General features: G+C 57.8%; 26 protein-coding genes. 9 read left to right on the top strand and 17 right to left on the bottom strand.

What is annotated here, in order from left to right:
- Window positions 1-4: 4 nt before the first annotated feature.
- The 13 genes from atpG to DXA66_RS02160 form a co-directional block, all read right to left on the bottom strand.
- On the bottom strand, window positions 5-853 hold the full coding sequence (gene atpG, locus DXA66_RS02220; RefSeq protein ID WP_118526559.1) for an ATP synthase F1 subunit gamma: 849 nt from the start codon (window positions 851-853) through the stop codon (window positions 5-7).
- An 18-nt stretch (window positions 854-871) separates the two neighbouring features.
- Complete coding sequence (gene atpA, locus DXA66_RS02215; RefSeq protein ID WP_097774385.1) at window positions 872-2,392, bottom strand: F0F1 ATP synthase subunit alpha; 1,521 nt, start codon at window positions 2,390-2,392, stop codon at window positions 872-874.
- Between the two features lie 51 nt (window positions 2,393-2,443).
- The gene (gene atpH, locus DXA66_RS02210) at window positions 2,444-2,983 is read right to left on the bottom strand and encodes an ATP synthase F1 subunit delta (protein WP_097774384.1); all 540 of its coding nucleotides are present in this window, start codon (window positions 2,981-2,983) and stop codon (window positions 2,444-2,446) included.
- Window positions 2,980-3,486: a F0F1 ATP synthase subunit B gene (gene atpF / locus DXA66_RS02205; RefSeq protein WP_005938099.1), complete on the bottom strand. Its 507-nt coding sequence runs from the start codon at window positions 3,484-3,486 to the stop codon at window positions 2,980-2,982. Before atpF ends, atpH begins: the two co-directional genes overlap by 4 nt.
- Window positions 3,487-3,522: 36 nt before the next feature.
- On the bottom strand, window positions 3,523-3,804 hold the full coding sequence (atpE, locus tag DXA66_RS02200; RefSeq protein WP_005930278.1) for an ATP synthase F0 subunit C: 282 nt from the start codon (window positions 3,802-3,804) through the stop codon (window positions 3,523-3,525).
- Between the two features lie 53 nt (window positions 3,805-3,857).
- Complete coding sequence (locus DXA66_RS02195) at window positions 3,858-4,601, bottom strand: F0F1 ATP synthase subunit A (RefSeq protein ID WP_118526557.1); 744 nt, start codon at window positions 4,599-4,601, stop codon at window positions 3,858-3,860.
- Between the two features lie 3 nt (window positions 4,602-4,604).
- Window positions 4,605-5,105: an ATP synthase subunit I gene (locus DXA66_RS02190; protein WP_005938105.1), complete on the bottom strand. Its 501-nt coding sequence runs from the start codon at window positions 5,103-5,105 to the stop codon at window positions 4,605-4,607.
- 22 nt (window positions 5,106-5,127) lie between these two features.
- Window positions 5,128-5,388: an AtpZ/AtpI family protein gene (locus DXA66_RS02185; RefSeq protein WP_044953278.1), complete on the bottom strand. Its 261-nt coding sequence runs from the start codon at window positions 5,386-5,388 to the stop codon at window positions 5,128-5,130.
- Window positions 5,389-5,705: 317 nt separating this feature from the next.
- Window positions 5,706-7,124: a glycogen synthase gene (locus DXA66_RS02180; protein ID WP_118526555.1), complete on the bottom strand. Its 1,419-nt coding sequence runs from the start codon at window positions 7,122-7,124 to the stop codon at window positions 5,706-5,708.
- A 166-nt stretch (window positions 7,125-7,290) separates the two neighbouring features.
- Window positions 7,291-8,418: a glucose-1-phosphate adenylyltransferase subunit GlgD gene (glgD, locus tag DXA66_RS02175; protein ID WP_118526553.1), complete on the bottom strand. Its 1,128-nt coding sequence runs from the start codon at window positions 8,416-8,418 to the stop codon at window positions 7,291-7,293.
- A complete protein-coding gene (locus tag DXA66_RS02170; protein ID WP_097777127.1) occupies window positions 8,412-9,605 on the bottom strand; it encodes a glucose-1-phosphate adenylyltransferase in 1,194 nt (397 codons plus the stop codon). The genes glgD and DXA66_RS02170 overlap by 7 nt, the downstream gene beginning before the upstream one ends.
- 87 nt (window positions 9,606-9,692) lie before the next feature.
- Window positions 9,693-11,909, bottom strand: a complete 2,217-nt coding sequence (gene glgB / locus DXA66_RS02165) for a 1,4-alpha-glucan branching protein GlgB (protein WP_118526551.1) — start codon at window positions 11,907-11,909, stop codon at window positions 9,693-9,695.
- Window positions 11,910-12,215: 306 nt separating this feature from the next.
- Entirely contained in the window at window positions 12,216-13,187 is a 972-nt protein-coding gene (locus DXA66_RS02160; RefSeq protein WP_097777282.1) for a 3D domain-containing protein, read from the bottom strand.
- Between the two features lie 811 nt (window positions 13,188-13,998).
- Here DXA66_RS02160 and DXA66_RS02155 point away from each other — a divergent pair.
- The 6 genes from DXA66_RS02155 to DXA66_RS02135 are packed head-to-tail and all read left to right on the top strand — an operon-like array spanning window position 13,999 to window position 16,878.
- Window positions 13,999-15,471, top strand: a complete 1,473-nt coding sequence (locus DXA66_RS02155; protein WP_143405489.1) for a hypothetical protein — start codon at window positions 13,999-14,001, stop codon at window positions 15,469-15,471.
- A gap of 18 nt (window positions 15,472-15,489) precedes the next feature.
- Window positions 15,490-15,882 carry a hypothetical protein gene (locus DXA66_RS02150; RefSeq protein WP_118526549.1) on the top strand — a complete coding sequence of 131 codons (393 nt, stop codon included), beginning with the start codon at window positions 15,490-15,492 and terminating at the stop codon, window positions 15,880-15,882.
- Window positions 15,882-15,995: a CD1375 family protein gene (locus tag DXA66_RS14645; protein ID WP_256372181.1), complete on the top strand. Its 114-nt coding sequence runs from the start codon at window positions 15,882-15,884 to the stop codon at window positions 15,993-15,995. Before DXA66_RS02150 ends, DXA66_RS14645 begins: the two co-directional genes overlap by 1 nt.
- Window positions 15,988-16,383 carry a D-Ala-D-Ala carboxypeptidase family metallohydrolase gene (locus tag DXA66_RS02145; RefSeq protein ID WP_118526547.1) on the top strand — a complete coding sequence of 132 codons (396 nt, stop codon included), beginning with the start codon at window positions 15,988-15,990 and terminating at the stop codon, window positions 16,381-16,383. The genes DXA66_RS14645 and DXA66_RS02145 overlap by 8 nt, the downstream gene beginning before the upstream one ends.
- Window positions 16,384-16,397: 14 nt before the next feature.
- Window positions 16,398-16,625, top strand: coding sequence for a hypothetical protein (locus DXA66_RS02140; protein WP_044953283.1), 228 nt, complete (start codon window positions 16,398-16,400; stop codon window positions 16,623-16,625).
- A 1-nt stretch (window position 16,626) separates the two neighbouring features.
- Entirely contained in the window at window positions 16,627-16,878 is a 252-nt protein-coding gene (locus DXA66_RS02135) for a phage holin (protein WP_118526545.1), read from the top strand.
- 436 nt (window positions 16,879-17,314) lie between these two features.
- On the opposite strand, the gene lepA is transcribed toward DXA66_RS02135, so the two are convergent.
- The 4 genes from lepA to DXA66_RS02115 are packed head-to-tail and all read right to left on the bottom strand — an operon-like array spanning window position 17,315 to window position 21,698.
- The gene (gene lepA, locus DXA66_RS02130) at window positions 17,315-19,126 is read right to left on the bottom strand and encodes a translation elongation factor 4 (protein ID WP_097774375.1); all 1,812 of its coding nucleotides are present in this window, start codon (window positions 19,124-19,126) and stop codon (window positions 17,315-17,317) included.
- Between the two features lie 20 nt (window positions 19,127-19,146).
- Entirely contained in the window at window positions 19,147-20,349 is a 1,203-nt protein-coding gene (alr, locus tag DXA66_RS02125; RefSeq protein WP_118526543.1) for an alanine racemase, read from the bottom strand.
- Window positions 20,350-20,352: 3 nt separating this feature from the next.
- Entirely contained in the window at window positions 20,353-21,132 is a 780-nt protein-coding gene (locus DXA66_RS02120) for a tRNA 2-thiocytidine biosynthesis TtcA family protein (protein WP_118526541.1), read from the bottom strand.
- A complete protein-coding gene (locus DXA66_RS02115) occupies window positions 21,129-21,698 on the bottom strand; it encodes a hypothetical protein (RefSeq protein WP_118526539.1) in 570 nt (189 codons plus the stop codon). The genes DXA66_RS02120 and DXA66_RS02115 overlap by 4 nt, the downstream gene beginning before the upstream one ends.
- A gap of 310 nt (window positions 21,699-22,008) precedes the next feature.
- Here DXA66_RS02115 and rplM point away from each other — a divergent pair, with 310 nt between their 5' ends.
- From rplM to DXA66_RS02100, 3 genes are all read left to right on the top strand, one after another.
- Window positions 22,009-22,437, top strand: a complete 429-nt coding sequence (gene rplM / locus DXA66_RS02110) for a 50S ribosomal protein L13 (protein ID WP_005938158.1) — start codon at window positions 22,009-22,011, stop codon at window positions 22,435-22,437.
- A 17-nt stretch (window positions 22,438-22,454) separates the two neighbouring features.
- A complete protein-coding gene (rpsI, locus tag DXA66_RS02105) occupies window positions 22,455-22,853 on the top strand; it encodes a 30S ribosomal protein S9 (RefSeq protein ID WP_005938160.1) in 399 nt (132 codons plus the stop codon).
- 220 nt (window positions 22,854-23,073) lie between these two features.
- The gene (locus DXA66_RS02100; RefSeq protein WP_118526537.1) at window positions 23,074-23,334 is read left to right on the top strand and encodes a hypothetical protein; all 261 of its coding nucleotides are present in this window, start codon (window positions 23,074-23,076) and stop codon (window positions 23,332-23,334) included.
- Window positions 23,335-23,467 lie beyond the last annotated feature (133 nt).

The raw sequence follows: 23,467 nt of genomic DNA, 5'->3' as shown, positions 1-23,467 counted from the left end.
GGTTTTAAATCTCCGCGCCGGCCACGATCTCGGTAATCTCCTGCGTGATGGCAGCCTGACGGGCACGGTTATAATACAGGTTCAAATGGTCGATCATCTCACCGGCGTTCTTGGTGGCGGCATCCATGGCAGTGCGGCGGGCTGCCAACTCACTGGCTACGCTCTCGCACACGGCACCGTAGACGATGCCTGCCACATACTCCGGGATGATCGCGCTGAATACTTCCTCGCTGCTGGGCTTGTACAGGATCTGGCTGCGGCGGGCATCCGCCTTCTGCTGCTCGGTGGGTTCGATGGACAGCGGCAGCACCTCCATGGTGGCTGCGGTCTGGGTCATCATGGAATCGAACCGGGTGTAGCAGATCTTTACCGCATCGTACTCGCCCTTGAGATATCCTTCCGTGATCTGGCGGGACAGCTGGAAGCACTCGCCCACCGAGACATCTGCCGCCATCAGCACTTCCTGCGTGAACAGGGGCACCTCGTGATGGACGAAATACTCTGCCGAGCGCTTGCCGATGGGCAGCACCAGCACTTCGCCTTCTTCGGCCCCGGCCTGCTTGAGCACGTTGGAATTGTATCCACCGGCAAGGCCGCGGTCGCCTGCAATGACGATGAGCAGGGTGCGCTTCACTTCGTCACGGCGCAGGTAGGGGTTGCGGGCGCGGGGGTCGGCCGCGGCGATCTTGGTCAAAGTCTCATGCAGCGTTTCAAAGTAGGGGCGGCTGTGCTCCACCCGTTCCTTGGCGCGGCGCATTTTGGAGGAAGCCACCAGTTCCATTGCCTTGGTGATCTGCATGGTGCTCTCTACGCTTTTGATGCGCAGCTTGATGTCCTTCATGGAACCAGCCATTGCGTTACGCCTCCTTCCTTAGTGCGCCTTGACGAAGCTGTCGGTATAGGCTGTGAGCACGCTCTTAAGCTGCTCCTCGGTATCCTTATCCAGATTGCCGGTGGTGCGGATGGTCTCCATGACGGCGGCACCCGCAGCATTGTTGTCCAGATATTCGTACAGGCCCTTCTCATACTCGGCCACGTCCGGCACCTTGACCTTCACAAGGTGATCGTGAATGGTCGCATACAGGATGGCCACCTGCTTTTCCACAGGCACGGGAGCGGAACGGTTCTGCTTGAGCACTTCCACGATGCGCTCACCTTGTGCAAGGCGGGCCTTGGTGTCGGCATCCAGATCGGAACCGAACTGTGCAAAGCTCTGCAGCTCGCGGTACTGGGAGTAGATCAGCTTCAGGGTGCCGGCGACCTTCTTCATGGCCTTGATCTGGGCATTGCCGCCCACGCGGGAAACCGAGATGCCGGGGTTGACTGCCGGCATGACACCGGAGTGGAACAGCTCCGTCTCCAGGAAGATCTGACCATCGGTGATGGAAATGACATTCGTGGGGATGTAGGCGGAAACATCGCCCGCCTGCGTCTCGATGATGGGCAGAGCCGTCAGGCTGCCGCCGCCCAGCTCATTGGAGAGCTTGGCCGCGCGTTCCAGCAGACGGGAGTGCAGATAGAACACGTCGCCGGGGTAAGCCTCACGTCCCGGGGGACGGCGGATCAGCAGCGACAGTGCACGGTAGGCCACGGCGTGCTTGGACAGATCGTCGTAGATGATGAGGACGTGCTTGCCCTGATGCATGAAATATTCGCCCATGGCACAGCCGGAGTAGGGTGCGATATACTGCAGGGGCGAAAGCTCGGATGCCGTTGCGGACACCACGATGGTGTAGCCCATGGCACCGGCTTCGGTCAGGCTCTGCACAAGGTTTGCCACGGTAGAGCGCTTCTGGCCGATGGCAACGTAAATGCAGATGACGTCCTTGCCCTTCTGGTTGATGATGGTATCGGAGGCGATGGTGGTCTTGCCGGTCTGGCGGTCGCCGATGATCAGCTCGCGCTGGCCGCGGCCAATGGGGATCATGGAGTCGATGGCCTTGATGCCGGTCTGCAGCGGCTCCTTGACCGGCTGACGGTCGATGATGCCGGGAGCGCGGCTTTCAATGGCGCGGAACTCGGTGGTCTCGATGGGGCCTGCGCCGTCGATGGGCTGGCCCAGCGCGTTGACCACGCGGCCGATCATTGCTTCGCCCACCGGCACGGACACCACCTTGCCGGTGCGCTTGACAGTGCTGCCTTCCTTGATACCGACGTCGGAGCCCAGCAGAACGATGGAGACGGTGTTCTCCTCCAGATTCTGGGCCATGCCGTATTCGCCGTTATCAAACTGAAGCAGCTCACCTGCCATGCACTTTTCCAGACCACTGGCGCGGGCGATGCCGTCGCCCACCATAATGACCGTGCCGGTCTCGCTCTGCTCGATAGCATTTTCGTAATGCTTGATCTGCGCACGGATGATCTTGGAGATTTCTTCAGGTTTCAGTTGCATCTTTGTTTGTTCACCACTCAATTCTTAAAAATCTTTCGGGTGGAAATTCGATCACAGTGTCACGGAAGCAATATCCCTGCGCAGGGCGGACAGACGGTTCTGCACCGTGCCGTCCAGCTCGGTGCCTTCGATATCCAGCCGGATGCCGCCCAGCACTGCCGGATCGACCTTTGTTTTCAGGTCGATGGTCTTGCCGGTGAGCTTTTCCAGCTTTTCGTGCAGGCTCTTTGCCTGCTGTTCCGTCATTGCCACTGCAGTGGTCGCCGTTGCTTCCAGAATGCCGTGTGCCTGATTGTAGCGCACACGGTAAGCCCGTGCACAGCCGGACAGCTCCCGCAGGGTGCCCTTCTCGCACAGGATCTTCAAAAAGTTCAGCACATAGAGGTGGACCTGATCCCGCAGTGCTTCATCCAGCAGGCCGCAGCGCTCTCTTTTCGGGATGCTGGGGGTGCTGAGCAGATGCAGGTAGTCCGGGTTTGCCTTAAAAAGCGCCACGGCTTCGTCCAGCTCACCCAGAATGCGGGCCTCCAGCCCTTCCTCCGCCGCCAGATCGTACAGGCTTCCGCCGTACATCCTTGCAGTCTCGGTCATGATGCTTCACCCACATTTTTGATAAATTCGTCGATCAGATCCTTGTGGTCCTTCTCGCTGATCTCACGCTCCACCACCTTGGAGGCGATCTCCATGGCGATGCCGCCGATCTCGTCCTTGACCTCGTTCACGGCCTTCTTGCGCTCCTGCGCAATGTCGGCTTCGGCCTTCTGCTTGAGGGCAGCAGCCTGCGCGCGGGCCTCGCCCACGATCTCTTCGCCGCGGGCGGTAGCCGTCTTCTGCGCATTGGCAACGATCTCGTTGGCCTCGGTGCGGGCATTCTGCAGGTTTTGCTCGTACTCTGCCTTCATGGCTTCGGCTTCAGTGCGCAGCTTGGTGGCATCGGCGATCTGGCTGTCTGCCTTCGCCTTGCGCTCTGCGATCACGTTTTTGACCGGATTCAGCAGGAACTTTTTGAAGATGAACAGCTGGATCATCAGGTTGCAGATCTGGGCCAGAAAGGTCCAGCCGTCCAGCGTGATCAACGCCTGGTACAGTTCCATAAGCGTCTCCTTTCGTTATTTTGTAAAAGGTTCCGCTTATGCCAGGAACTTCATGAACATACCGGGTGCCAGGAAGATCAGCAGCAGGCCGGTGACGAAGCCGTAAATACCGGTGGTCTCGGAAAGTGCAACGCCCAGGATCAGGGTGCTGGTAACGTCGCTCTTGCACTCGGGCTGACGGCCCACAGCTTCACAGGCAGCAGCTGCTGCGTTGCCTTCGCCGATACCGGGGCCGATACCTGCGATCAGTGCGCAGCCTGCGCCGATGCCGCAGCCTGCCAGAGCGATACCACGAGCGAGGTACTGAAAGTCAGTCATAAGATTTGTCCTCCAAAAAAGTTTTTTGTTTTGGGAGATGCCGTTGTGAGGGCTTAGTCCTCACCGGCAGCACGTTTGATGAAAATTGCGGTCAGGGTACAGAAGATGAACGCCTGAATACAGCCGCCGAACCAGTCGAAATACAGGCCCGTAAAGGCCGGGATGCCGATCTGGAACAGCTGGATCTGGCTCAAGGCACCCGGCAGCCAGCCGAAAATGACGTGGCTCAGGCTTGCCAGCGCCCAGTACAGCAGTGTGGAGATGACCGTACCGGACAAGATATTGCCAAAGTGACGGAACGCCATACTGACGGGGGTGGAAACCTCCGACAGCACATTGATGGGTGCCATGATGAAGATGGGGTCCAAAAGACCTTTCAGGTAGGAAAGGATGCCGTTGGTCTTGATCTTGTAGTACATGATCAGCACGAACACCACGATGGCCCACGCCGCCTCGGTGTTCAGGTCGGCTGTGGGGCTCCACAGGCCGATGACACTGATGAGGTTGCAGCCGATGCTCAGAGCGAAAATCGCGCCGATGAGCGGGATATACTGATCAAAGTGATGGCCCATGTTGTCGTGCACGAACTGATCCAGCCGTTCTACGATGAACTCAGCTGCGGCCTGCCGCTTTGAGACATTTTCCAGCTTGAGGTTGCTGCCCAGCCAGATGGCAAAACCCGAAAGCAGCGCCATGACGATCCAGGTACTGACCAGGGTCTGGGTGATCTTGAAATCGCCCAGAACGGGAATGTCGGTATGGATGGTATACAGGATCTTTGCGCCGTTCAGTTCCATTTGTTACGTTTCACCCCCTTCGTCACGGGGTTCAGCTTCCGGCTCCGGTGCGGGTTCGGGGTCGTCCTCCACAGAGACATCCACCGAAGGCCCGGCCGGTGCAAGAGGCTTGTACTTGCCGGTTATTTGCAGATAGTAAATTGTAACACGCGGGAAAAGCAGCGGCAGAACACCGGCAAACGGCTGGAACACCGGTGCCCCGATGGCAACGATGATCCACACCGCCTGCAAAAGCATCCGGACATTGTAGGAAGCCTGCAATGTCGCTTTGCGCCGTTTCTCATCCTGCTCGTCGATGACCTTCTGGCATACGAGGCAGATGCCCGCAAAGTTGCCTATGGCCACGGCCGCGCCGATGAGACTGCCCAGAACAACGGTATAGTCAAATTTCACCCAGCCAACCAGGTGCAGAGCTGCAAAGATCACCCACATGACGGCGGTACAGATGGCCGTGCCGCAGGCGATGCGGGTCAGCTCCTTTTTGGATTCCGGCTGCAGTTTCATAAAGGGAAACCTCCTGTTAAGTTTACTGATGCGAGTTGAACCCCACCCGCTTTGGTTTTTCCTTTTTGGTGCGGTCCATGTGTTCCTTTGCAAAATACCAGAAGTTCTGTGCCCCGGCAGCAAGCCCCAACAGGATGGCCGGCAGGAACACCCATTCCGGCCAGCTCCAGTTGTTCACCGCCCACCATGCACCGCCCAGACACATGACCAGCGGCAGCAGCATATTCAGGCCCAGCTGGGTCAGCCAGACAAGATCCTCCAGTGCCTTATACCAGCCCTTCAACCTGCGTTTCCTCCCTGTGTGATGTGCCTTTGCAAAAGCCAGATTCTGGATTCTTTGCCAAGGATTTGCAGTCAGCAAAAAATCTTATAACGATAGTATAATTCAAACCGGTCGTTTTTTCAATCAATTTTCCACTGTTTTCTAGTAAAATTTCATAGTTTGTTCACACCAATGTCGTAACTGTACGCCCTGTATGGAGTTTGTGCGTCTGCGGGCACATCAATACCAAAAGTTTGATGGATCTGTTGTGCAGAATGCAAAAAAGCCGCCCGGCTCTTTGGGAACCGGGCGGCAGCCGTTATGCAGTTTTCAGGACATTACCAGAGGTTTGCCGTCTCGTTGTACAGGCCCTCGTAGCTCTTGGCGGAGACATCCCAGCTGAAATCGCACTCCATGCAGTGGTGCACGAGGTTCTTCCAGTTCTCCTTGTCATAGTAAGCATTCTGTGCGTTGCAGCAGGCCACATACAGCTCATGGGCATTGTAGCCCGCAAAGGTAAAGCCGTTGCCCTCGCCCATGGTGCTGTCGTGGATGGAGTCGCGCAGACCGCCGGTCTCGCGGACGATGGGAGGCGTGCCGTAGCGGCAGGCCACCATCTGTGCCAGACCGCAGGGCTCGCTCTTGGAAGGCATGATGAAGGCATCTGCGCCTGCGTAGATCTCCTGCGACAGGGCCGGCTCGAAGCCGATGTAGGTGCCAACACGGCCCGGATGGCGTGCGCACAGGTCGGAGAAGAAGTTCTCATACTGGCTCTCGCCGCTGCCCAGAATGACCAGCTCGATGCCGCGGTCCACCAGACCATCGGCGATGCTCTGCACCAGATCAAAGCCCTTCATGCCGACCATGCGGCTGACCATGGCAAAGACGGGGCTGCCATCCTTGTTCAGGCCGAACTTATCCTGCAGGGCTTCCTTGCACTTTGCCTTGCCCTCTTCAAAGTTGGTGATGTCGTAGTTGAAGGGGATGTTCTTATCCGTAGCGGGATCGTTGGAATCCACATCGATGCCGTTCAGGATGCCGCACAGCTTGTACTGCTTCTCCCGCAGCAGGGCGTCCAGACCATAGCTGAACCACGGGTCGAGGATCTCCATGGCATAGGTGGGGCTGACAGTGGTGATCTTATCGGCAGTCTCGAAAGCACCCTTCATGAAGTTTGCGCAGCCATCGTACTCCACGATGTGCTGGTCGCGGCGGCCGATGCCGCAGGTGTCCTCCAGAATGTCGGTGCCGTACTTGCCCTGATAAGCGATATTATGGATGGTGAAGATGGTCTTGATGCGGTTGAACTTATCCAGATGGCGATAGTACAGGTTCAGGTACACCGGCACCAGAGCGGTCTGCCAGTCGTTGCAGTTGATGATATCGGGGGTGAAATCGATGTAGAACAGGGTCTCTAAAACGGCGCGGGAGAAGAAGGCGAAACGCTCGCCGTCATCGTAGAAGCCGTACAGGCCGCGGCGCTTGAAGTAATACTCGTTGTCCAGGAAGTAGTAGGTCACGCCGTTCCACTCGGTCTTGAACAGGCCGCAGTACTGGCTGCGCCAACCCACGGGGACGGAATAATTGGTCACGTACTCCAGCGTATCACGGAACTTCAAATCGCCGTACAGGGGCATAATGACGCGGGCATCCACGCCGTCCTTGACCAGAGCCTTGGGCAGGGCACCCGCAACGTCGGCCAGACCGCCGGACTTTGCAAAAGGGGCAGCTTCCGAAGCAGCATACAGGATTCTCATAGGATCGCTCCTTCCATATAGTGGGATATTTTCGTTCTCCCCCACCGCCCTTGCAGGCAGCACGAACCATTTTTACAAAAGAGCAGGCGGGGGCACACAGATGCCCCCGCCCCTCTCAAGAGGGGCTACCGGGGAGGAAGCCGCCCCTATGGATAACTCAGTAAAATCAGACGGTGTGGTTCTTCTGCACGTACACCGGGAAGCTCTCGGTGCCGGACAGCTTCTTGCCGGCGGTGATCTTCACGTTCTTATCGGTAACAACGCAGTCCAGCTCGGCATTGGCTTCCACAACGGTGTCCTGCATGAGCACGCAGTTCTTGACGACGGCACCCTTCTTGACCTTGACGCCGCGGAACAGCACACAGTTCTCCACCGTGCCCTCGATCACGCAGCCGTCGGCCAGAATGGAGTCGGTCACCTTGCAGCCCGGCACATAGCGGGTGGGGTTGTCGTCGCGGATCTTGGTGTAGACCGGGCTCTTCTTGGGGAACAGCTTTTCCAGATTCTCGTCATCGGTCAGCTTGAGGTTCTCGTCGAAGTAGCTCTTCATGTCACAGACATGTGCCACATAGCCGGTGTACTCCAGAGCGTGGATGTTCAGGATGTTGACATTGTGGGCCAGAATATCGCGCTCGAAGTAGATCAGGCCGCGGGAGGTCGCATCCCGGACCAGCTTGAGCAGGGTCTCGCGCTCCAGAACATAGATGTTCAGGTCAAGGTTCTGCACGCCGGGGCGGTAATCGTTGAACAGCAGCTCGGTCACACGGCCGTCGGCATCAACGGTCAGGGTGTAGTTGTCATTCTTGCGGCCCTCGGGGATCTCGGTCTTCTGGTAAGCGATGGTCACATCGGCACCGCTTGCCTGATGAGCAGCCAGCAGAGCGTTGAAGTCGTAGTTCAGGGCAACGTTGGCATCGCTCATGACCACGTACTTTTCCTTCTGGTTCTCCAGGAAGTTCATGATGGAGCCCAGAGCTTCCACACGGCCGGAATAGATGCGCACGCCCTTCTCAGCGAAAGGCGGCACGATGTTCAGGCCGCCGTGACGGCGGGCCATATCCCACTCACGGCCGGTGCCCAGATGATCCATCAGGGAGTGGTAGTTCTTGCGCACCACGATGGAGACATTGGAGATACCGCAGTTTGCCATGCTGGACAGAACAAAGTCCACCATACGGTAGCGGCCCGCGAAGGGGATCGAAGCCATTGCGCGCTCGGTCACCAGCTCGGGGACGGTATTATCATAACTGTTGGGGAAAATAATACCCAACGCATTGGTGTTCTGGCTCAGCATACTTCCATACCCTCCTTGACGGATTCAAAGACTTTGGCACCTTCCTTGACGGTTGCGCCTGCGCCGACGGTCAGGCCGGTGCCCACATGGGCAATGGGGCCATCGCCGCCCACTCGTGCACCTGCACCGACCACAACATCCTCCGCCAGGATGCAGCGCTTGACAACAGCACCAGCCTTGACCACAACGCCATCCATCAGGACTGCGTCCTCAACGGTAGCGCCCTCTTCCACAACAACGCCTGCGCTCAGCACAGAGTGATGCACATTGCCGTAGATCTTGCAGCCCTCGGTGATGAGGGAATCCTGCACCACAGCGCGGGGGCCGATCTTCTGCGGAGGCAGGACCGGGTTGCGGCTGTAGATCTTCCACTTCTCGTCGAAGATATCGATGCCGGAGTTTTCGGGATCCAGCACTTCCATGTTGGCTTCCCACAGGCTGTCGATGGTGCCCACGTCACGCCAGTAACCGGCAAAGCGGTAGGCGTACATCTTGCGGCCGTCGCGCAGCAGGGCGGGGATGATGTTCATACCAAAGTCGTTCTTGGAGTTGGGGTCTGCTTCGTCCTCTTCCAGATACTTCTTCAGCACATCCCAGTTGAAGATGTAGATGCCCATGGAAGCCAGATTGGACTTGGGTACCGGGGGCTTCTCCTGGAACTCGGTGATGCGGTCGTTCTCGTCAGCCACCATCAGGCCGAAGCGGGAGGCTTCCTTCCAGTCCACTTCCATAACAGCCACAGAGAACTCTGCGCCCTTTTCCTTGTGGAAGCGCAGGAAGTCGGCATAGTCCTGCTTGCAGATCTGGTCGCCGGACAGGATGATCACATACTCGGGATCGTAGCTGTCGATGAAGCCGATGTTCTGGTAGATGGCGTTTGCAGTGCCCTTGTACCAGTCGGTGCCCTTTGCCTGCTCGTAGGGCGGCAGGGTGTGCACGCCGCCGTGCAGACGGTCCAGATCCCAGGGCTGGCCGTTGCCGATGTACTCGTTCAGCTTCTGGGGCTGATACTGGGTCGCGATGCCAACGGTGTCGATGTTGGAGTTCACGCAGTTGGACAGCGGGAAGTCCACGATGCGGTACTTACCGCCGAAGGACACTGCGGGTTTTGCCGTTTTCTGTGTCAGCGCGTACAAGCGCGAGCCACGTCCACCGGCAAGGATCATTGCCACAATTTCTTTTGCCATAGCTTTATTCTCCCCTTTAACATTAACATTTCCGTTGTTCGGAAATGAGCGTCAACATGTGCGGTATGGGTCGGCCGAAGAGTCGGGTCATTCCTTTGGCTCCTTCGGTTTGCGGGTGCGTTTTGCGGGTGCTTTTTCCGCCTTGGGTTCTGCCTCTGTCTTGGGCTTGCGGCCGCGCTTCTTGGGTGCTTCTGCGGCAGCCTCCGGCTCGGTTTTAGCCTTGCGGGCGGTCTTTTTGGCCGGCTTTTCCTCTGCAGCGGCGGTCTCTGCCTTAGGCTTGCGGCCCGGCTTCTTTACCACCTTTGATGCAGCTCCCTCCGCAGCGGTCTTTGCCTTTTTGGCCGCGGTCTTTTTCCCCGCCTTATCGGTCTTGTCCGCTGCGGCCTTGCGGGTGCGCTTGGCGGGCACTTCAAAATACAGGGTGCTCATGGGCGGCAGGGTGATGGTGATGCTCTGCTCAAACCCGTGCATCGGCTTTTTGTGGGTGCGCACGGCCTTGTTGTGGACTGCGCCGGAACCGCCGAACTCTGCATCGTCGCTGTTCAGGATCTCCTTGTAGGAGCCTGCCACCGGTGCGCCCAGCGTGTAGCCCTCGCGCAGGACGGGGTTGAAGTTGCACACCACCAGGATCTGCTTGCCGGAAGTGTCCTTGCGCAGGAAGGCGATGACGCTCTGCTGCGAGTCATCCGGCACGATCCACTGGAAGCCCTCCCAGCTGTAATCCACCTGCCAGAAGGCGGGGTGCTCCTTGTAGAAGGCGTTCAGGGTCTTGACGTAGGTCTGCAGCTCGGTGTGCATATCGTAGCCCAGCAGCATCCAGTCCAGCGGCTTTGCCTCGTTCCACTCGGAGAACTGGCCGAACTCCTGACCCATGAACAGCAGCTTCTTGCCCGGGTGGGCCATCATGTAGCCAAAGAAGGTACGCAGGTTTGCAAACTTGGCTTCGTACTCGCCGGGCATCTTGTTGATCAGGCTGCCCTTGCCGTGCACCACCTCATCGTGGCTGATGGGCAGCACAAAGTTCTCGCTGAACGCGTAGAAGAAGCTGAAGGTGACCTTGTTGTGGTTGCCGGCACGGAAGAGCGGGTCGGTCTTCATGTAGCTGAGCATGTCGTTCATCCAGCCCATGTTCCACTTGAAGTTGAAACCAAGGCCGCCGTCCGAAGCAGGCTTTGTGACCATGGGCCATGCAGTGGATTCTTCCGCGATCATGTACTTGTGGGGGTGACGGCCCAGCACGGTGTCGTTCAGCTTGCGCAGGAAAGCAACAGCCTCCAGATTTTCCTTGCCGCCGTCCTTGTTCGGCTCCCACTCGCCCTGCTTGCGGTTATAGTCCAGATACAGCATGGATGCCACCGCGTCCACGCGCAGACCGTCGATATGGTACTGCTCCAGCCAATACAGTGCGCTGGAGATCAGGAAGCTCTGCACCTCGCTGCGGCCGAAGTCGAACACCATGGTGCCCCACTCCTTATGTTCGCCGCGCTTCGGATTCGGGTCCTCGTAGCAGGCTTCGCCATCAAAGTTGTACAGGCCGAACTGATCCTTCGGGAAGTGAGCAGGCACCCAGTCCATGATCACACCAATGCCGGCGGCATGGAGCTTATCCACAAAAGCCATCAGGTCCTTGGGGGTGCCGTAGCGGCTGGTGGGTGCAAAATAGCCGGTGACCTGATAGCCCCAGCTGCCGTCAAACGGATATTCCATGACCGGCAGCAGTTCCACATGGGTATAGCCCATCTCTGTGATATACGGGATCAGCTCATCTGCCAGCTCGGAATAATTGTAGGGCTTGCCGCCCTCCTTCATCTTCCAGCTGCCGGCGTGCATCTCGTAAATATTCATCGGGCTGTTGATCACATCAGCCTTTTTCTGTGCTGCCTGCCATGCATCATCGTGCCACGCAAAACCACTGATATCGTAGACCTTGCTGCCGTTGGACGGGCGGGTCTCGGCGTGGAACGCATAGGGATCTGCCTTATAGACCAGATCACCTGCACGGGTGGTCACGCAGTATTTATAAACATCATATTCCTTCATGCCCGGGATGAACAATTCCCATACGGAATCGCCATCCACCTTGCGCATCGGATGGCTGCCCGGCTTCCAGCTGTTAAAGTCGCCCACCACGCTGATGGCTACAGCATGGGGTGCCCACACGCGGAACACCACGCCCGATTCACCGGCGCGCGTTTCCATGTGTGCGCCAAAGTAGCGGTATGCTTCACAGTTATTGCCCTGTTTGAACAGATACACCGGCAGGTCCGATGCATTGCTTTGGATCTTCTCCTCGGTCGGTTTCATAGACTGCTCCTCCCCGTACAGATGCACAAAGCGCACCTGTAGCTTTTTACCCTTTTATATTAAAGAATTTCGGTCTTTTTTTCAAGAGTTTCGCCGCATTTTACTGTAAAATTTACCATAATCTTTTCGTTGATATTTTTCCCTTATATACATACCCGCCAAATTTTTACAAATTTTATGGTGAATCCTGCCAATCCAACAATAAAAAAGAGCCTCTGCGCACCCTCCCAAAGGGAAGGTGTACAGAAGCTCTCTGTTTCTGTTGAAAATTTTCAGTTCCGGTTTCCCCGGTTCTTTTCGGCCTGCTCACTCCACCACGTAGACGTTCACCTGAATAGCTCCATTGATTACGCTCTCGGCGTAGGTCTCATAGAACAGGTCCACAAGGATCTGGCCCTTCTGCACGGCAATGCCGGTATCGGTAGCCACCGCATAGCCGTACACGAACTTGCCGTCGGTGGAAGTGATATACAGCTTGGTACCGTAGGGGATCACATCCGGGTCCACAGCCACAGTGCCGTAGCCCAGACCCAGACCGGAAGAACCCTTGCCGGTCTTGGAATAGTAGCCGGTGGCCTTGCCGGTGAGCACCTTGCTGTAAGAGGCGGGTGCATTGGTGGTGCCGTCCGGGCCGGTCAGCGGGGAGACCGGCGCGCCTGCGCCATAGGTCTTGATAACATGGTTGGTGGGCTCCACGGTAGTGGTGGAATCCACCACGATGCTGTTTTCCAGCTCGCCGTCCACATAGCGGTCGCGGGTGGTGATGGTCTGCTGGCCCTCAGCGCCATGGCGCACGGTGGTGGTACGGCCGGTATTGCGGAAATACAGGCTGGTGTAGACGTACTCGGTATCGTAGGGGATGGCCTGCGTCTCCACACGGTCGGTGTAGTCCACGCGGTGCACCGTGATGGTGGAACCTGCGCTCACCAGCTGGTCCAGAGCAGGCTCGGTGTAGTCGTCACCCTCCAGGGTGATGCCGGCACGCTTCAGGGCATCCGCCACGGTGCCGAACACCATTTTGACGGGGTACTCCTGACCGTCGGCAGTAATACTGACGGAGAATGCGCGCTCAATGTTCAGGGCGGCAAGATTGCCGCTGTAGGCCGTGTAATAGACCTGATCGCCCTCTTCGGACTGGATGCCGGAAAGGTTCATGACCTGTGCAGGGTCGGTCTCGGAGGTGAGGATCACCTGCCGGGCACCATTGGAGTCTGTGACGTAGGTCAGCCGCAGATTCGCAGCGGTCACACTGAGTGTAGCCACGAGGCACACGACCATGACACAAAACGCCAGCACACGGGGAGAGACTGCATGCTTGCAGTCCGACAATGCTTTCTTCAATTTTACGGAAGCGATACGAGACAACTCCTCTCTTTTCAAAATTGGCTGCGGCTGCGGACATGTTTTTCATGCCCCGGCCGCCCGGACTGCGGGGCGGGCAGAAGCCATCTGGCCCCACAATCAAATACGATGCCCTCTTTTTGGTAAAATCGAGCATCGTATACAATTTGGACTCCGCTGCGGAGGGTGCAGTTACCCTCCCGGCCCAGACCCCATCTGCCCGCGCCGCGCCGTATATAAGACGGCTTTTTACTTCATCCAGATAAATTTTAAACGCTGCAACGTCTGTTGGTTCCGTTGAGCGGGTCTTATTTTACCAGCCCAATGGCCATTTGTCAAATCACCTCCTCACACTTTGTTAGTTTTTTGACGTTATTTTTTGTGCAATTTTAACATTGTTTTCTCCAAAATATTGTTTTTTCGGTTATTTCCTTCCGATTTTTGACCTGTTTTCTGGGGTGTTTTGTTCACGAATTTTTAACATTTATTTTGGATTTTTTGCACCGGAAACTGCACTTTTGGGTTTCGTTTTCCCATGCGGCATGCGGCCAAAAATCGCTGGTTTTCCGTACAAAACCACCTCTTTTTCATCCCATTTTTCACCCACAAAGAACTGTGCGAATTACCCATGAAAAGCGCCTTCCGGCAAAATGCCGAAGCGCAGAAATTTGTGCAGCAAAAGACCACACTGGCAGCTGCCGGGCAGCGGCTGTACAATCAAACAAAAAACAGAAAGGAAGGTTTTCAAGTGAACATCAAGATCATTCAAAGGCAGTGCGGCGGCACCGAATTTCTGTCCCAGCCGCACCGCCTGCACCTCGGTGCACAGAACGCTGCCGGTGTGGACGAGCTGTGCTTCACACTGCCGGAAGCATGGGCCGGGTGCACCGTTGCGCTCTACCTGCGCCGCAGTGACGGCACCCTGCTGGCACCGGTCTCACTGGACACGCAGCACTGCGTCACCGTGGACCGCCGCCTGACCGGAAGCACCGGCGGACAGTGGATGCTGGCAGCCATCGATGCCAGCGGCTACGCCGCCTACACCCGGCCCGGCAGCTACGACACCTACGCCATCCTGCCCATCGACGGCGGCGCGGAAGAGCTGCCGCCCTCGCAGTATGAGCAGTTCGTGGCGCGTGTGCTGGAAAGTGCCAGTACCGCTTCCACCGCCGCGCAGCGTGCCGCAGCCAGTGCTGCAAGCACGGCATCCAATGCGGCACAGGCCCAGACCGCGGCACAGCGCACCAGCGCCGACAGTGCCGCTGCATCCCGCTGTGCAGCCCGTGCCGAGGCTGCTGCCGCACGGGCAGAGGAGCTGGTGCCTACCGGCGGTCAGGTAGTGAGCGTGAACGGCAAAAGCGGCATCGTAAAACTGACGGCGCAGGATGTGGGGGCGCTTCCCTGCCCGGCAGTTCCGGTCTCCGGCCGGCTGCTTCGGGTGCTGAGCGTGGACCCCAACACCGGGGCCGTGTTGACCGATACTGCCGCCATGCCGGATCTGTCGCCCTACCTGCGCAGCAGCACGGTGCCCACGGCTTCGGCCCCCGGCGCAGTGCGGGTGGACCCTGCCTGCGGCATCAACGTGCGCAGCGACGGAACCCTGACCACCGCACCAGCTGCCCGCAAACAGCTGGACAGCATGACGGATTCGCTTCTGCCGCTGACCGCAGCCCTGCTGCCTTATGGCGTGAAGAAGGCTCTGACCACCGCCGCAGCCGCCGGGAAATGGACCGCTGCCGAAAAGGCAAACGCCCTGCGCACCCTCGGTGCCGATTTTTCTTCCTATTATACAAAGGAAGATGTCGATGCTCTGCTGGCCGCACCCAGCTCCGCTGCCTACCCGGTGGGCAGCATCTACCAGAGCACCGACCCCACCAGCCCTGCCGCCCTGTTTGGCGGCACATGGGAGCAGATCGCATCGGAGCGCGTGCTGATGGGTGCCAGCAGCAGCCACAAAGCGGGCACCACCGTGAAGGCCGGACTGCCGAACATCACGGGTACAGCCAATGGCGGTGTATTGTCCGTGTCAACCCCCCAAAGTAATGGAGCTTTTGGAGCCACGCATTACGATAGCAGTTTGTCGTATTTAAGTGGCGACGTGCGTCGCTTATCTACATATAACCGCACTTTTGACGCTTCCCGCTCGAACCCGATCTACGGTGCAAGCGATACCGTGCAGCCCGCCGCCTACTATGTTTACATCTGGCACCGCGTGGCATGAGAAAGGAGGTTTTGAACCATGAAGATCATTGACGAGAACGGTGCAGCCATTGAGACCCCTGACCTGACGCTTGGGCATCTGGTGGGCGGCACCGAGCCGGTGGAGCACCCCGCCGTGGAAGGCGTGGAGGAAGTGAGCCACTACGAGACCGTAACGGAGTATCCCGGCGGCGGCAGGGATGTGCGGAAGGTCATCGATGTGCCGGGCGTGACTGCGCAGGCCGCATGGACCGAACAGGTGCCGGTGCAGCGGTACATCCGCTATACGGAAGAAGAATTGGCCGCGCGGGAAAAAGAGCGCCAGCAGGCCGAGGAAGCAGCCCGTCTGCCCGAAACGATCGCCAGCCTGACCCGCCAGCTGACCGACCTGCAGCTGGCCCTGTGTGAACTGTACGAAGGAGGTGGTGTGTAATGGCAAGGATCTATGCGGCCCTGATCCGCAAGGGCATCAAAACGCTGGAGGATGTGCCCGCCCGGCTGCGGGGCGCCGTGGCAGCGCTGCTGCAGGAGGACGGCCATGCTTAACGTTTACTCCCGCACAAGGGATGGCGAAACGCTGCTAAGCCGCAGCTTCCGCGCAAAGGAATTTGCCTGCAAAGACGGCACCGACCCTTTGTTTGTGGACAGCGAACTAGTGCAGGTGCTGCAGGCCATCCGTGACCACTTTGGTGCTCCGGTGGTCATTACCAGCGGCTACCGCACCGCTGCACACAACAGGGCTGTGGGCGGGGCGGTTTACAGCCAGCATCAGTATGGCCGTGCCGCGGATATCCGGGTGCCCGGCGTGCCGGTAGAGCAGCTTGCCGCCTACGCCGAGACCCTGCTGCCCGGCACCGGCGGCATCGGCCGTTACCCCGCAAAAGGCTTTGTCCATGTGGATGTGCGCAAAGCAAAAAGCCGGTGGACCGGGTAAAGGCGGTGAACGGAATGGAAACGATCTTATCCGCTGTCATTGCCGGAGCCGTGACCCTGATCGGCGTGCTGATCGCCAACAGCCGCAGTCAGGCCGTGACCGACACCAAGCTCGAAGAGCTGACCCGCGAGGTGCGCGAGCATAACAATTTTGCCCGCCGCGTACCGATTTTAGAAGAACAGATGAAGGTGGCCAACCACCGCATCGCTGACCTTGAACAAAATGAGAAAGTGAGGAACTGATATGAACTTTGGTAAAATTTCTGCCGCCACCATCGCCCGCACCGCTGTGCTGCTGCTTGCCCTGACCAATCAGGTGCTGAGCGCTCTGGGCAAACCTATTCTGCCCATTGAGAGCCAGACTGTGGAACAGCTGGTGACCGCCGGCATCACCACCGTGGCTGCGCTGATCAGCTGGTGGAACAACAACAGCTTCACCTCTGCAGCCATTCAGGCCGATGCCGAATACGCCCGCCTGAAGCAGAAAAGTGAGTGAGAAAGCCCTCGAAGCAGTGTATCAGTCGTACTTTTTGACTGAAAAGTATTACTGATGCAGTCATCTTTCACAGCAGCCCCGGAAGGCACCCAGACAGCCTTTCCGGGGCTTTTTTTGCTGCCCAGATGATTCGTTCACGCAGATTCAAGAACGTTTCGCGCAGGTTTCGATGCCTTTTGCACTGAAATCATGTATAATCCGGGCAGAAGCAAATCGGAAAAGAGCAGTCAAGAGACTGTAAGCGGCCCCCTAACGCTCCAACGTAAAGGGACTGTTGCAAAATAGTCCCAACAAAAAAATGAGATAGGTTTTCTCGAAAGGGGGTGCCTATCTCATTTTTTGTTGTAAACTGAGATTGTAAAAAAAAACAGATAGAACCCGCGCGCTGGGTGCATTGCAGCATACCAGAGCGCGGGTTCTCTTTGATCTATAAAGTTTAATCGTCGTCGCTGTCCAGCTTGAGCACAGCGGTAAAGGCTTCACTGGGCAGGGAAACGCTGCCCAGCTGACGCATCTTCTTTTTGCCTTCCTTCTGCTTTTCCAGCAGCTTCTTTTTGCGGGAGATGTCGCCGCCGTAGCATTTGGCAAGCACGTCCTTGCGCATGGCTTTGACCGTCTCACGGGCAATGATCTTGCCGCCGATGGCAGCCTGTACCGGGATCTCGAACAGGTTGCGGGGGATGTTATCCCGCAGCTTTTCGCAGATGCGGCGGCCCTTGGCATAGGCGTTATCGCGGAACACGATCATGGACAGCGCGTCCACAGGGTCGCCATTGAGCAGGAAGTCCAGCTTGACAAGGTCGCTCTCGCGGTACTCCTTAAACTCATAATCGTAGCTGGCGTAGCCCCGGCTGCGGCTCTTGATGGCATCAAAGAAGTCGTACACGATCTCGCCCAGCGGCAGAGCATAGTGCAGATCCACCCGCACATCGTCCAGATACTTCATGTCGATCAGCACGCCGCGCTTGTTCTGGCACAGATCCATCAGGCCGCCCACATAGTCGTTGGGGGTGTACAGGTGAACATCCACAAAAGGCTCTTCCTGCTTGACGATATTGGAGGGGTCGGGGTAGCTGGAAGGATTGTCGATCATCTCCACAGTGCCGTCGGTCAGGGTAAGGCGGTAGCGCACGCTGGGCGTGGTGGTGATGATATCCAGATCGAACTCGCGTTCCAACCGCTCGGTGATGATCTCCATGTGCAGCAGGCCAAGGAAGCCGCAGCGGAAACCGAAGCCCAGCGCGGCGCTGGTCTCCAGCTCAAAGGTGAGGGAGGCATCGTTCAGCTGCAGCTTTTCCAGTGCATCCTTCAGGTCGGGGTACTTGGCACCGTCGGCGGGGTAGATGCCGCAGAACACCATGGGCTTGACCTGACGGTAGCCGGGCAGTGCTTCGGCGGTGGGATTATTGGCCAGCGTGACAGTGTCGCCCACGCGGGTGTCCTGCACGGTCTTGATGCTGGCGGTCAGATAGCCGACCTCACCAGCCTGCAGCTGGGCACAGGGAGAAAGGTTGGTAGCACCCATGTGGCCCACTTCTACCAGCGTGAACTCCGCGCCGGTGGCCATCATGCGGATGGTATCACCGGGCTTCACGGTGCCCTCAAACACACGGATATAGACGATGACGCCCTTGTAGCTGTCGTAGATGCTGTCGAAGATCAGCGCCTTCAACGGGGCATCCGGGTCGCCGGTGGGAGCAGGAATGTCGGTGACGACACGCTCCAGCACCTGATCCACATTCAGGCCGGTCTTGGCAGAGACGCGGGGCGCATCCAGACAGGGCAGGCCGATCACGTCCTCCACCTCCTGTGCCACCTCGTCCGGGTGGGCGCTGGGCAGGTCGATCTTGTTCAGGATGGGCACCAATTCCAGATCATGCTCCAGCGCCATGTAGGTGTTGGCCAGCGTCTGAGCTTCCACGCCCTGGGTGGCATCCACCACAAGGATGGCACCCTCGCAGGCGGCCAGACTGCGGCTGACCTCGTAGGCAAAGTCCACGTGGCCCGGGGTATCGATGAGGTTGAACTCGTAGGTCTTGCCGTCCTTGGCGGTATAGTTCATGGTGACAGCGCGGGCCTTGATGGTGATGCCGCGCTCGCGCTCAATGTCCATGTTGTCCAAAATCTGGTCTTCCATGGTGCGCTCGTCCACACTCTTGGTCAGCTCCAGAATACGGTCCGACAGGGTGGATTTGCCGTGGTCGATGTGTGCAATGATGCAGAAATTGCGGATATTGTCTCTTGCCATGTAGTTCCTCCGGGAGAAATTTAAGCTTCCAGTATCCAATCCTCGACATCCACGATCTTTCCGTGCTCGAGGTAGACGCGGGGCACGCGGCGGGACACGCCGCACAGCACCTCGTAGGAAATGGTGTCGGTCTTGCGGGCGATGGTCTCGGCAGTATCACTGACGCTGCCGCCCCACAGGATGGCTTCGTCGCCCTCGTGGATGTCCGGGGTGCCGGTCACGTCCACCATCATCTGGTCCATGCACACGCGGCCCAGCACCGGGCAGGCTTTTCCGTGGATCTCCACGATGCCCTTGCCACTGCTCAGCTGGCGGGGATAACCGTCCGCATAACCGGTGCACAGGGTGGCCACCAGCGTGGGCTTTTCGGCGGTGAAGCGGCGGCCATAGCTGGCGCTCTGGCCGGGCTGCATTTCCTTGACCATGCTCACCACGGTCTTGAGGGTCATCACCGGCCGGAACTGCCCGAAGCGCACCTCGTCGCTGGGGTCGTAGCCGTAGAGGATGATGCCGGGCCGCGCCATGCAGCGCTCCCGGGCCAATCCCTCGGGCCAGTCCGGGTGCAGCATCACGCCCGCAGAGTTGTCACAGTGGACGGTCTGTGGCTCGCGGCCTGCTGCCTTGAGCGCATGGAACGCTCTGACGAACAGTGCGTGCTGCTCCGCGGTGTAGGCAACGTTCTCTTCGGCGGTGTCGTCGGCCACCGAGAAGTGCTGGAACAGGCCGGTCATCTCAAGGCCCGGCAGCTCACACACAGCCAGCATTTCGCGGATGGCAGCATCAAAATCGGTGCGCAGGGCAAAGCCGATGCGGCCCATGCCGGTATCTGCCTTGAGGTGGATTTTTACTCTGCCGCCTGCCTTTACGGCAGCAGCGGAAAGGTTCTGCGCCTGTTCGGTGGAGTAGCACGCTACGGTGATATCCTCGTGGATGAGGGTCTGGGCGTACTCCGGCTGAACATGGCCCAAAATAAGGATAGGCAGAGTCTGCCCGTCCTGACGCAGCTGCACGGCCTCGGTCAGGCAGCTCACTGCCAGCCATGCTGCACCCTCCTGCGCAAAAACGCGGGCACACTGCACAGCGCCGTGGCCATAGCTGTCGGCCTTGACCACCGCGCACAGCGGCAGGTCACCGGCCCGGGCTTTGACGGCCCGGAAGTTATGCCGCAGGGCATCAAGGTCGATCTCGGCCCAGACGTGTTTTTCAAAAGGTTGAGTCTTCATGATTCATTCTTCCTCGTTTGTAATTGCAAAGCTGCCGCGCCCGGTGTGGACGGGCCGCCAGCCATCGATGCCGCTCTCCTGCAGGGCGTGCAGGGTTTTCTGGCGGAAAGCGTGGTCGGTGCGGCAGCGCTCCTTGACGAACTCCTTGGTTTGTTCGCGCACGGTCACGCCGTCGGCAGGGCAGGCGCTCTTGACGATGGGCAGCCCCTCGGCGTGCACTGCGGAAATGACCTCCTGCTCGGTGGCCAGCAGCATGGGCCGGATGAGGGTGAGGTCCCGGCGCGAAAGATAAGTGACCGGTGAGAAGCAGCCGATGCGGCCCTCCCGCCAGAGATTCATGTAAAAGGTCTCCACGGCATCGTCCAGATGGTGGCCCAGCGCCACCTTGTTGCAGCCCAGTTCCTGCGCCGCCGTGTGCAGTGCACCGCGCCGCAGCTTGGCGCACAGGGCGCAGGGGTTCTTCTCCTTGCGGTAGTCGAACACCACAGGGCCGATCTCGGTGCGGCGGATCTCATAGGGGATATCGTACTGGGCAAACAGCTCCTGCAATACGGTATAATCCATGGGCCTGCCGCCGAACTGCGGGTCCAGCGTGACGGCCTGCACCGTAAAATCAAAGCCGATGTACTTGCGCAGCTCGGCAAGGCCGATGGTAAGGGCCACGCTGTCCTTGCCGCCGGAAACGCCCACCATCACTTTATCGCCGGGAGCGATCATTTCATAGTCCTGCACAGCCTTGCGCATCAGGCCGCACAGACGCTGCATTGCACGGGAACTGCTCATAACAGGGTCACACTTTCCACAAGGTTCACGATGTCGTTGATGGAGGCAAGCTTTGTCAGGCCGGAAACATATACCACGTCACCGCTGGGGTAGGTAATGGTGGCCAGCACCGCATAATACGCCTGAATGTCGCAGCGCACGGCCTCCACCTCGGCACCGTCCACGGTCAGGTTCACCTTGCGGGGCTTGATGACACCATAGGCCTGCTTGAGATCCTTCTCGGACGCATCGATAAAGTCCGCGTAGCTGTCGGCAGTGCCGCGCTGCAGCAGCACGGCTTGGTAGTCCTCACCGTCGGCAGAGTCTGCCGTGGCGAGTTCCAGCACGGTGCCAAGGGTGCTGTCCTCGGTCATCTGGCATACCTTCCAGATGGAACTGTCATAGTAGACGGAAACGCCGTTTGTGCCGGTGTAGTGGGTGTCCGGGTTTGCGGGCACGCTGCGGTTGACCAGCAGCGTTAAAATAATGTAAGCAATGATGCCCAGAGCAACAAAGATGCCCATAGCGGCCAGAAGCTTGGAGGTGCGGCGCTGGGCAGAGGCGTTGCGTTCGATGTCGTTTGGCATGTAAAAAATTCTCCTTGTATCAGTGCGCAGCAAAAGCTGCCATATCCTTTATAGTATACCACACCGGCAGACAAAATTGTAGCGGGCAGCGGCAGAAAATGTGCGGCCGTGGGCAGAAAATTTTGCAGAAAATGCGTTTTTAGAAATCATGAGAATTCAAGAGAAAACAAGAGATTTTGAAAGATTGAAAAAATTACAATGAAAAAATCAAAAAATGCTGTTGACAGGCACCTTTTTATGATGTATACTGACACTCGCGCCCCAGAAAGGCGCCTGAAACGTACAAAAAGCTTATCAGGAGGAAATAGATATGAGCACTACTCTCGTGAAGCCCGCTGAAGTCGAGCGCAAGTGGTACCTGCTCGACGCTGCCGGCAAGAGCCTGGGCCACGTCGCTGCTGAGGCCGCTGTTCTGCTGCGCGGCAAGCAGAAGGTCGATTATACCCCCAACGTGGACTGCGGCGATTTCGTTGTTGTCATCAATTGCGATCAGGCTGTTCTGACCGGCAAGAAGGCTGAGCAGAAGTTCCACATCACCCACAGCAAGTACATTGGCGGCCTGAAGAAGGTCCAGTACAGCAAGCTGATGGCTGAGCACAGCGATCTGGCCATGACCTACGCTGTCAAGGGCATGATCCCTTCCAACACCATCGGTGCTAAGGCTCTGACCCGCCTGCACTGCTACCAGGGTGCCGAGCACGCTCACGCAGCTCAGAAGCCCGAGAAGATCGAGTTCTAAGAAGGAGGCAATCGAACATGTACGAAACCAAACCTTATTTCTACGGCACTGGTCGTCGTAAGGATTCCGTTGCCCGCGTTCGTGTTTACACCGGCACTGGCAAGATCACCATCAACGATCGTGATATCGACAACTACTTTGGTCTGGAGACCCTGAAGCTGATCGTCCGTTCTCCGCTGGTCCTGCTGGGCCTGGAGGGCAAGTACGATGTCGTCGTCCGCGTTTCCGGCGGCGGTGTTTCCGGTCAGGCTGGCGCTATCCGCCACGGCCTGAGCCGCGCTCTGCTGCAGCAGAACGAGGAGAACCGTGCTGCTCTGAAGAAGGAAGGCTTCCTGACCCGCGATCCTCGTATGAAGGAACGTAAGAAGTATGGTCTGAAGGCTGCCCGTCGTGCACCTCAGTTCAGCAAGCGCTGATTTATCCCGTATCGCAAACTTTGCAGCTCTGCCTTGGCAGAGCTGCTTTTTTATTGTAAATTTTCTGCTGAACTGGGGTGCGCGATTGCGCACATCATGCAGCTGCCCCGCATTTTTTTGATTCCTATACATCCTGCCTAAAAAACGGAGAATTATTTTTCACAATGCGCGCGAAAGGGGTTGAAACCTGCGTGAATGCAGATTGACCCGGGGGAAGGGGATGTATTACAATTTCGGAACGGCTGTCTTTTCCATGCCGGAGAATGCTGTTGATCCGCAGGCATGGAAAAACGCTGCGAATGCATTGGTGGCAAATTTTCTGTGTTATTATCGATACAATGGCAACAATGTTGAGTTCTGCGTTGAAATTGTGAAGCAGGAGGCCGCAGATGGACAAGGTGAAGCGGCAGACCGTATGGTGATTTTTGCAAAGAGACATTATGGGGAGAGCGGTGGTGATATCACGCCGCCGATGCTCTGATATTTTTTGATACCAACATCTCTATATAAACCCAGAGAAAAAGATTTGACAAAGCTTTCCGGCAAAAGAAAAACGCTTCAGAATTTCTTCTGAAGCGTTTTTTGTTCAAGTCGGCGACTACCTATTTTCACGC

This window comes from Faecalibacterium sp. OF03-6AC (assembly GCF_003478175.1).
GTDB classification, from domain to species: Bacteria; Bacillota; Clostridia; order Oscillospirales; family Ruminococcaceae; genus Faecalibacterium; species Faecalibacterium taiwanense.
The sequence above is the reverse complement of the archived record's forward strand: the minus strand, read 5'-3'. Positions and strand labels throughout refer to the sequence as shown.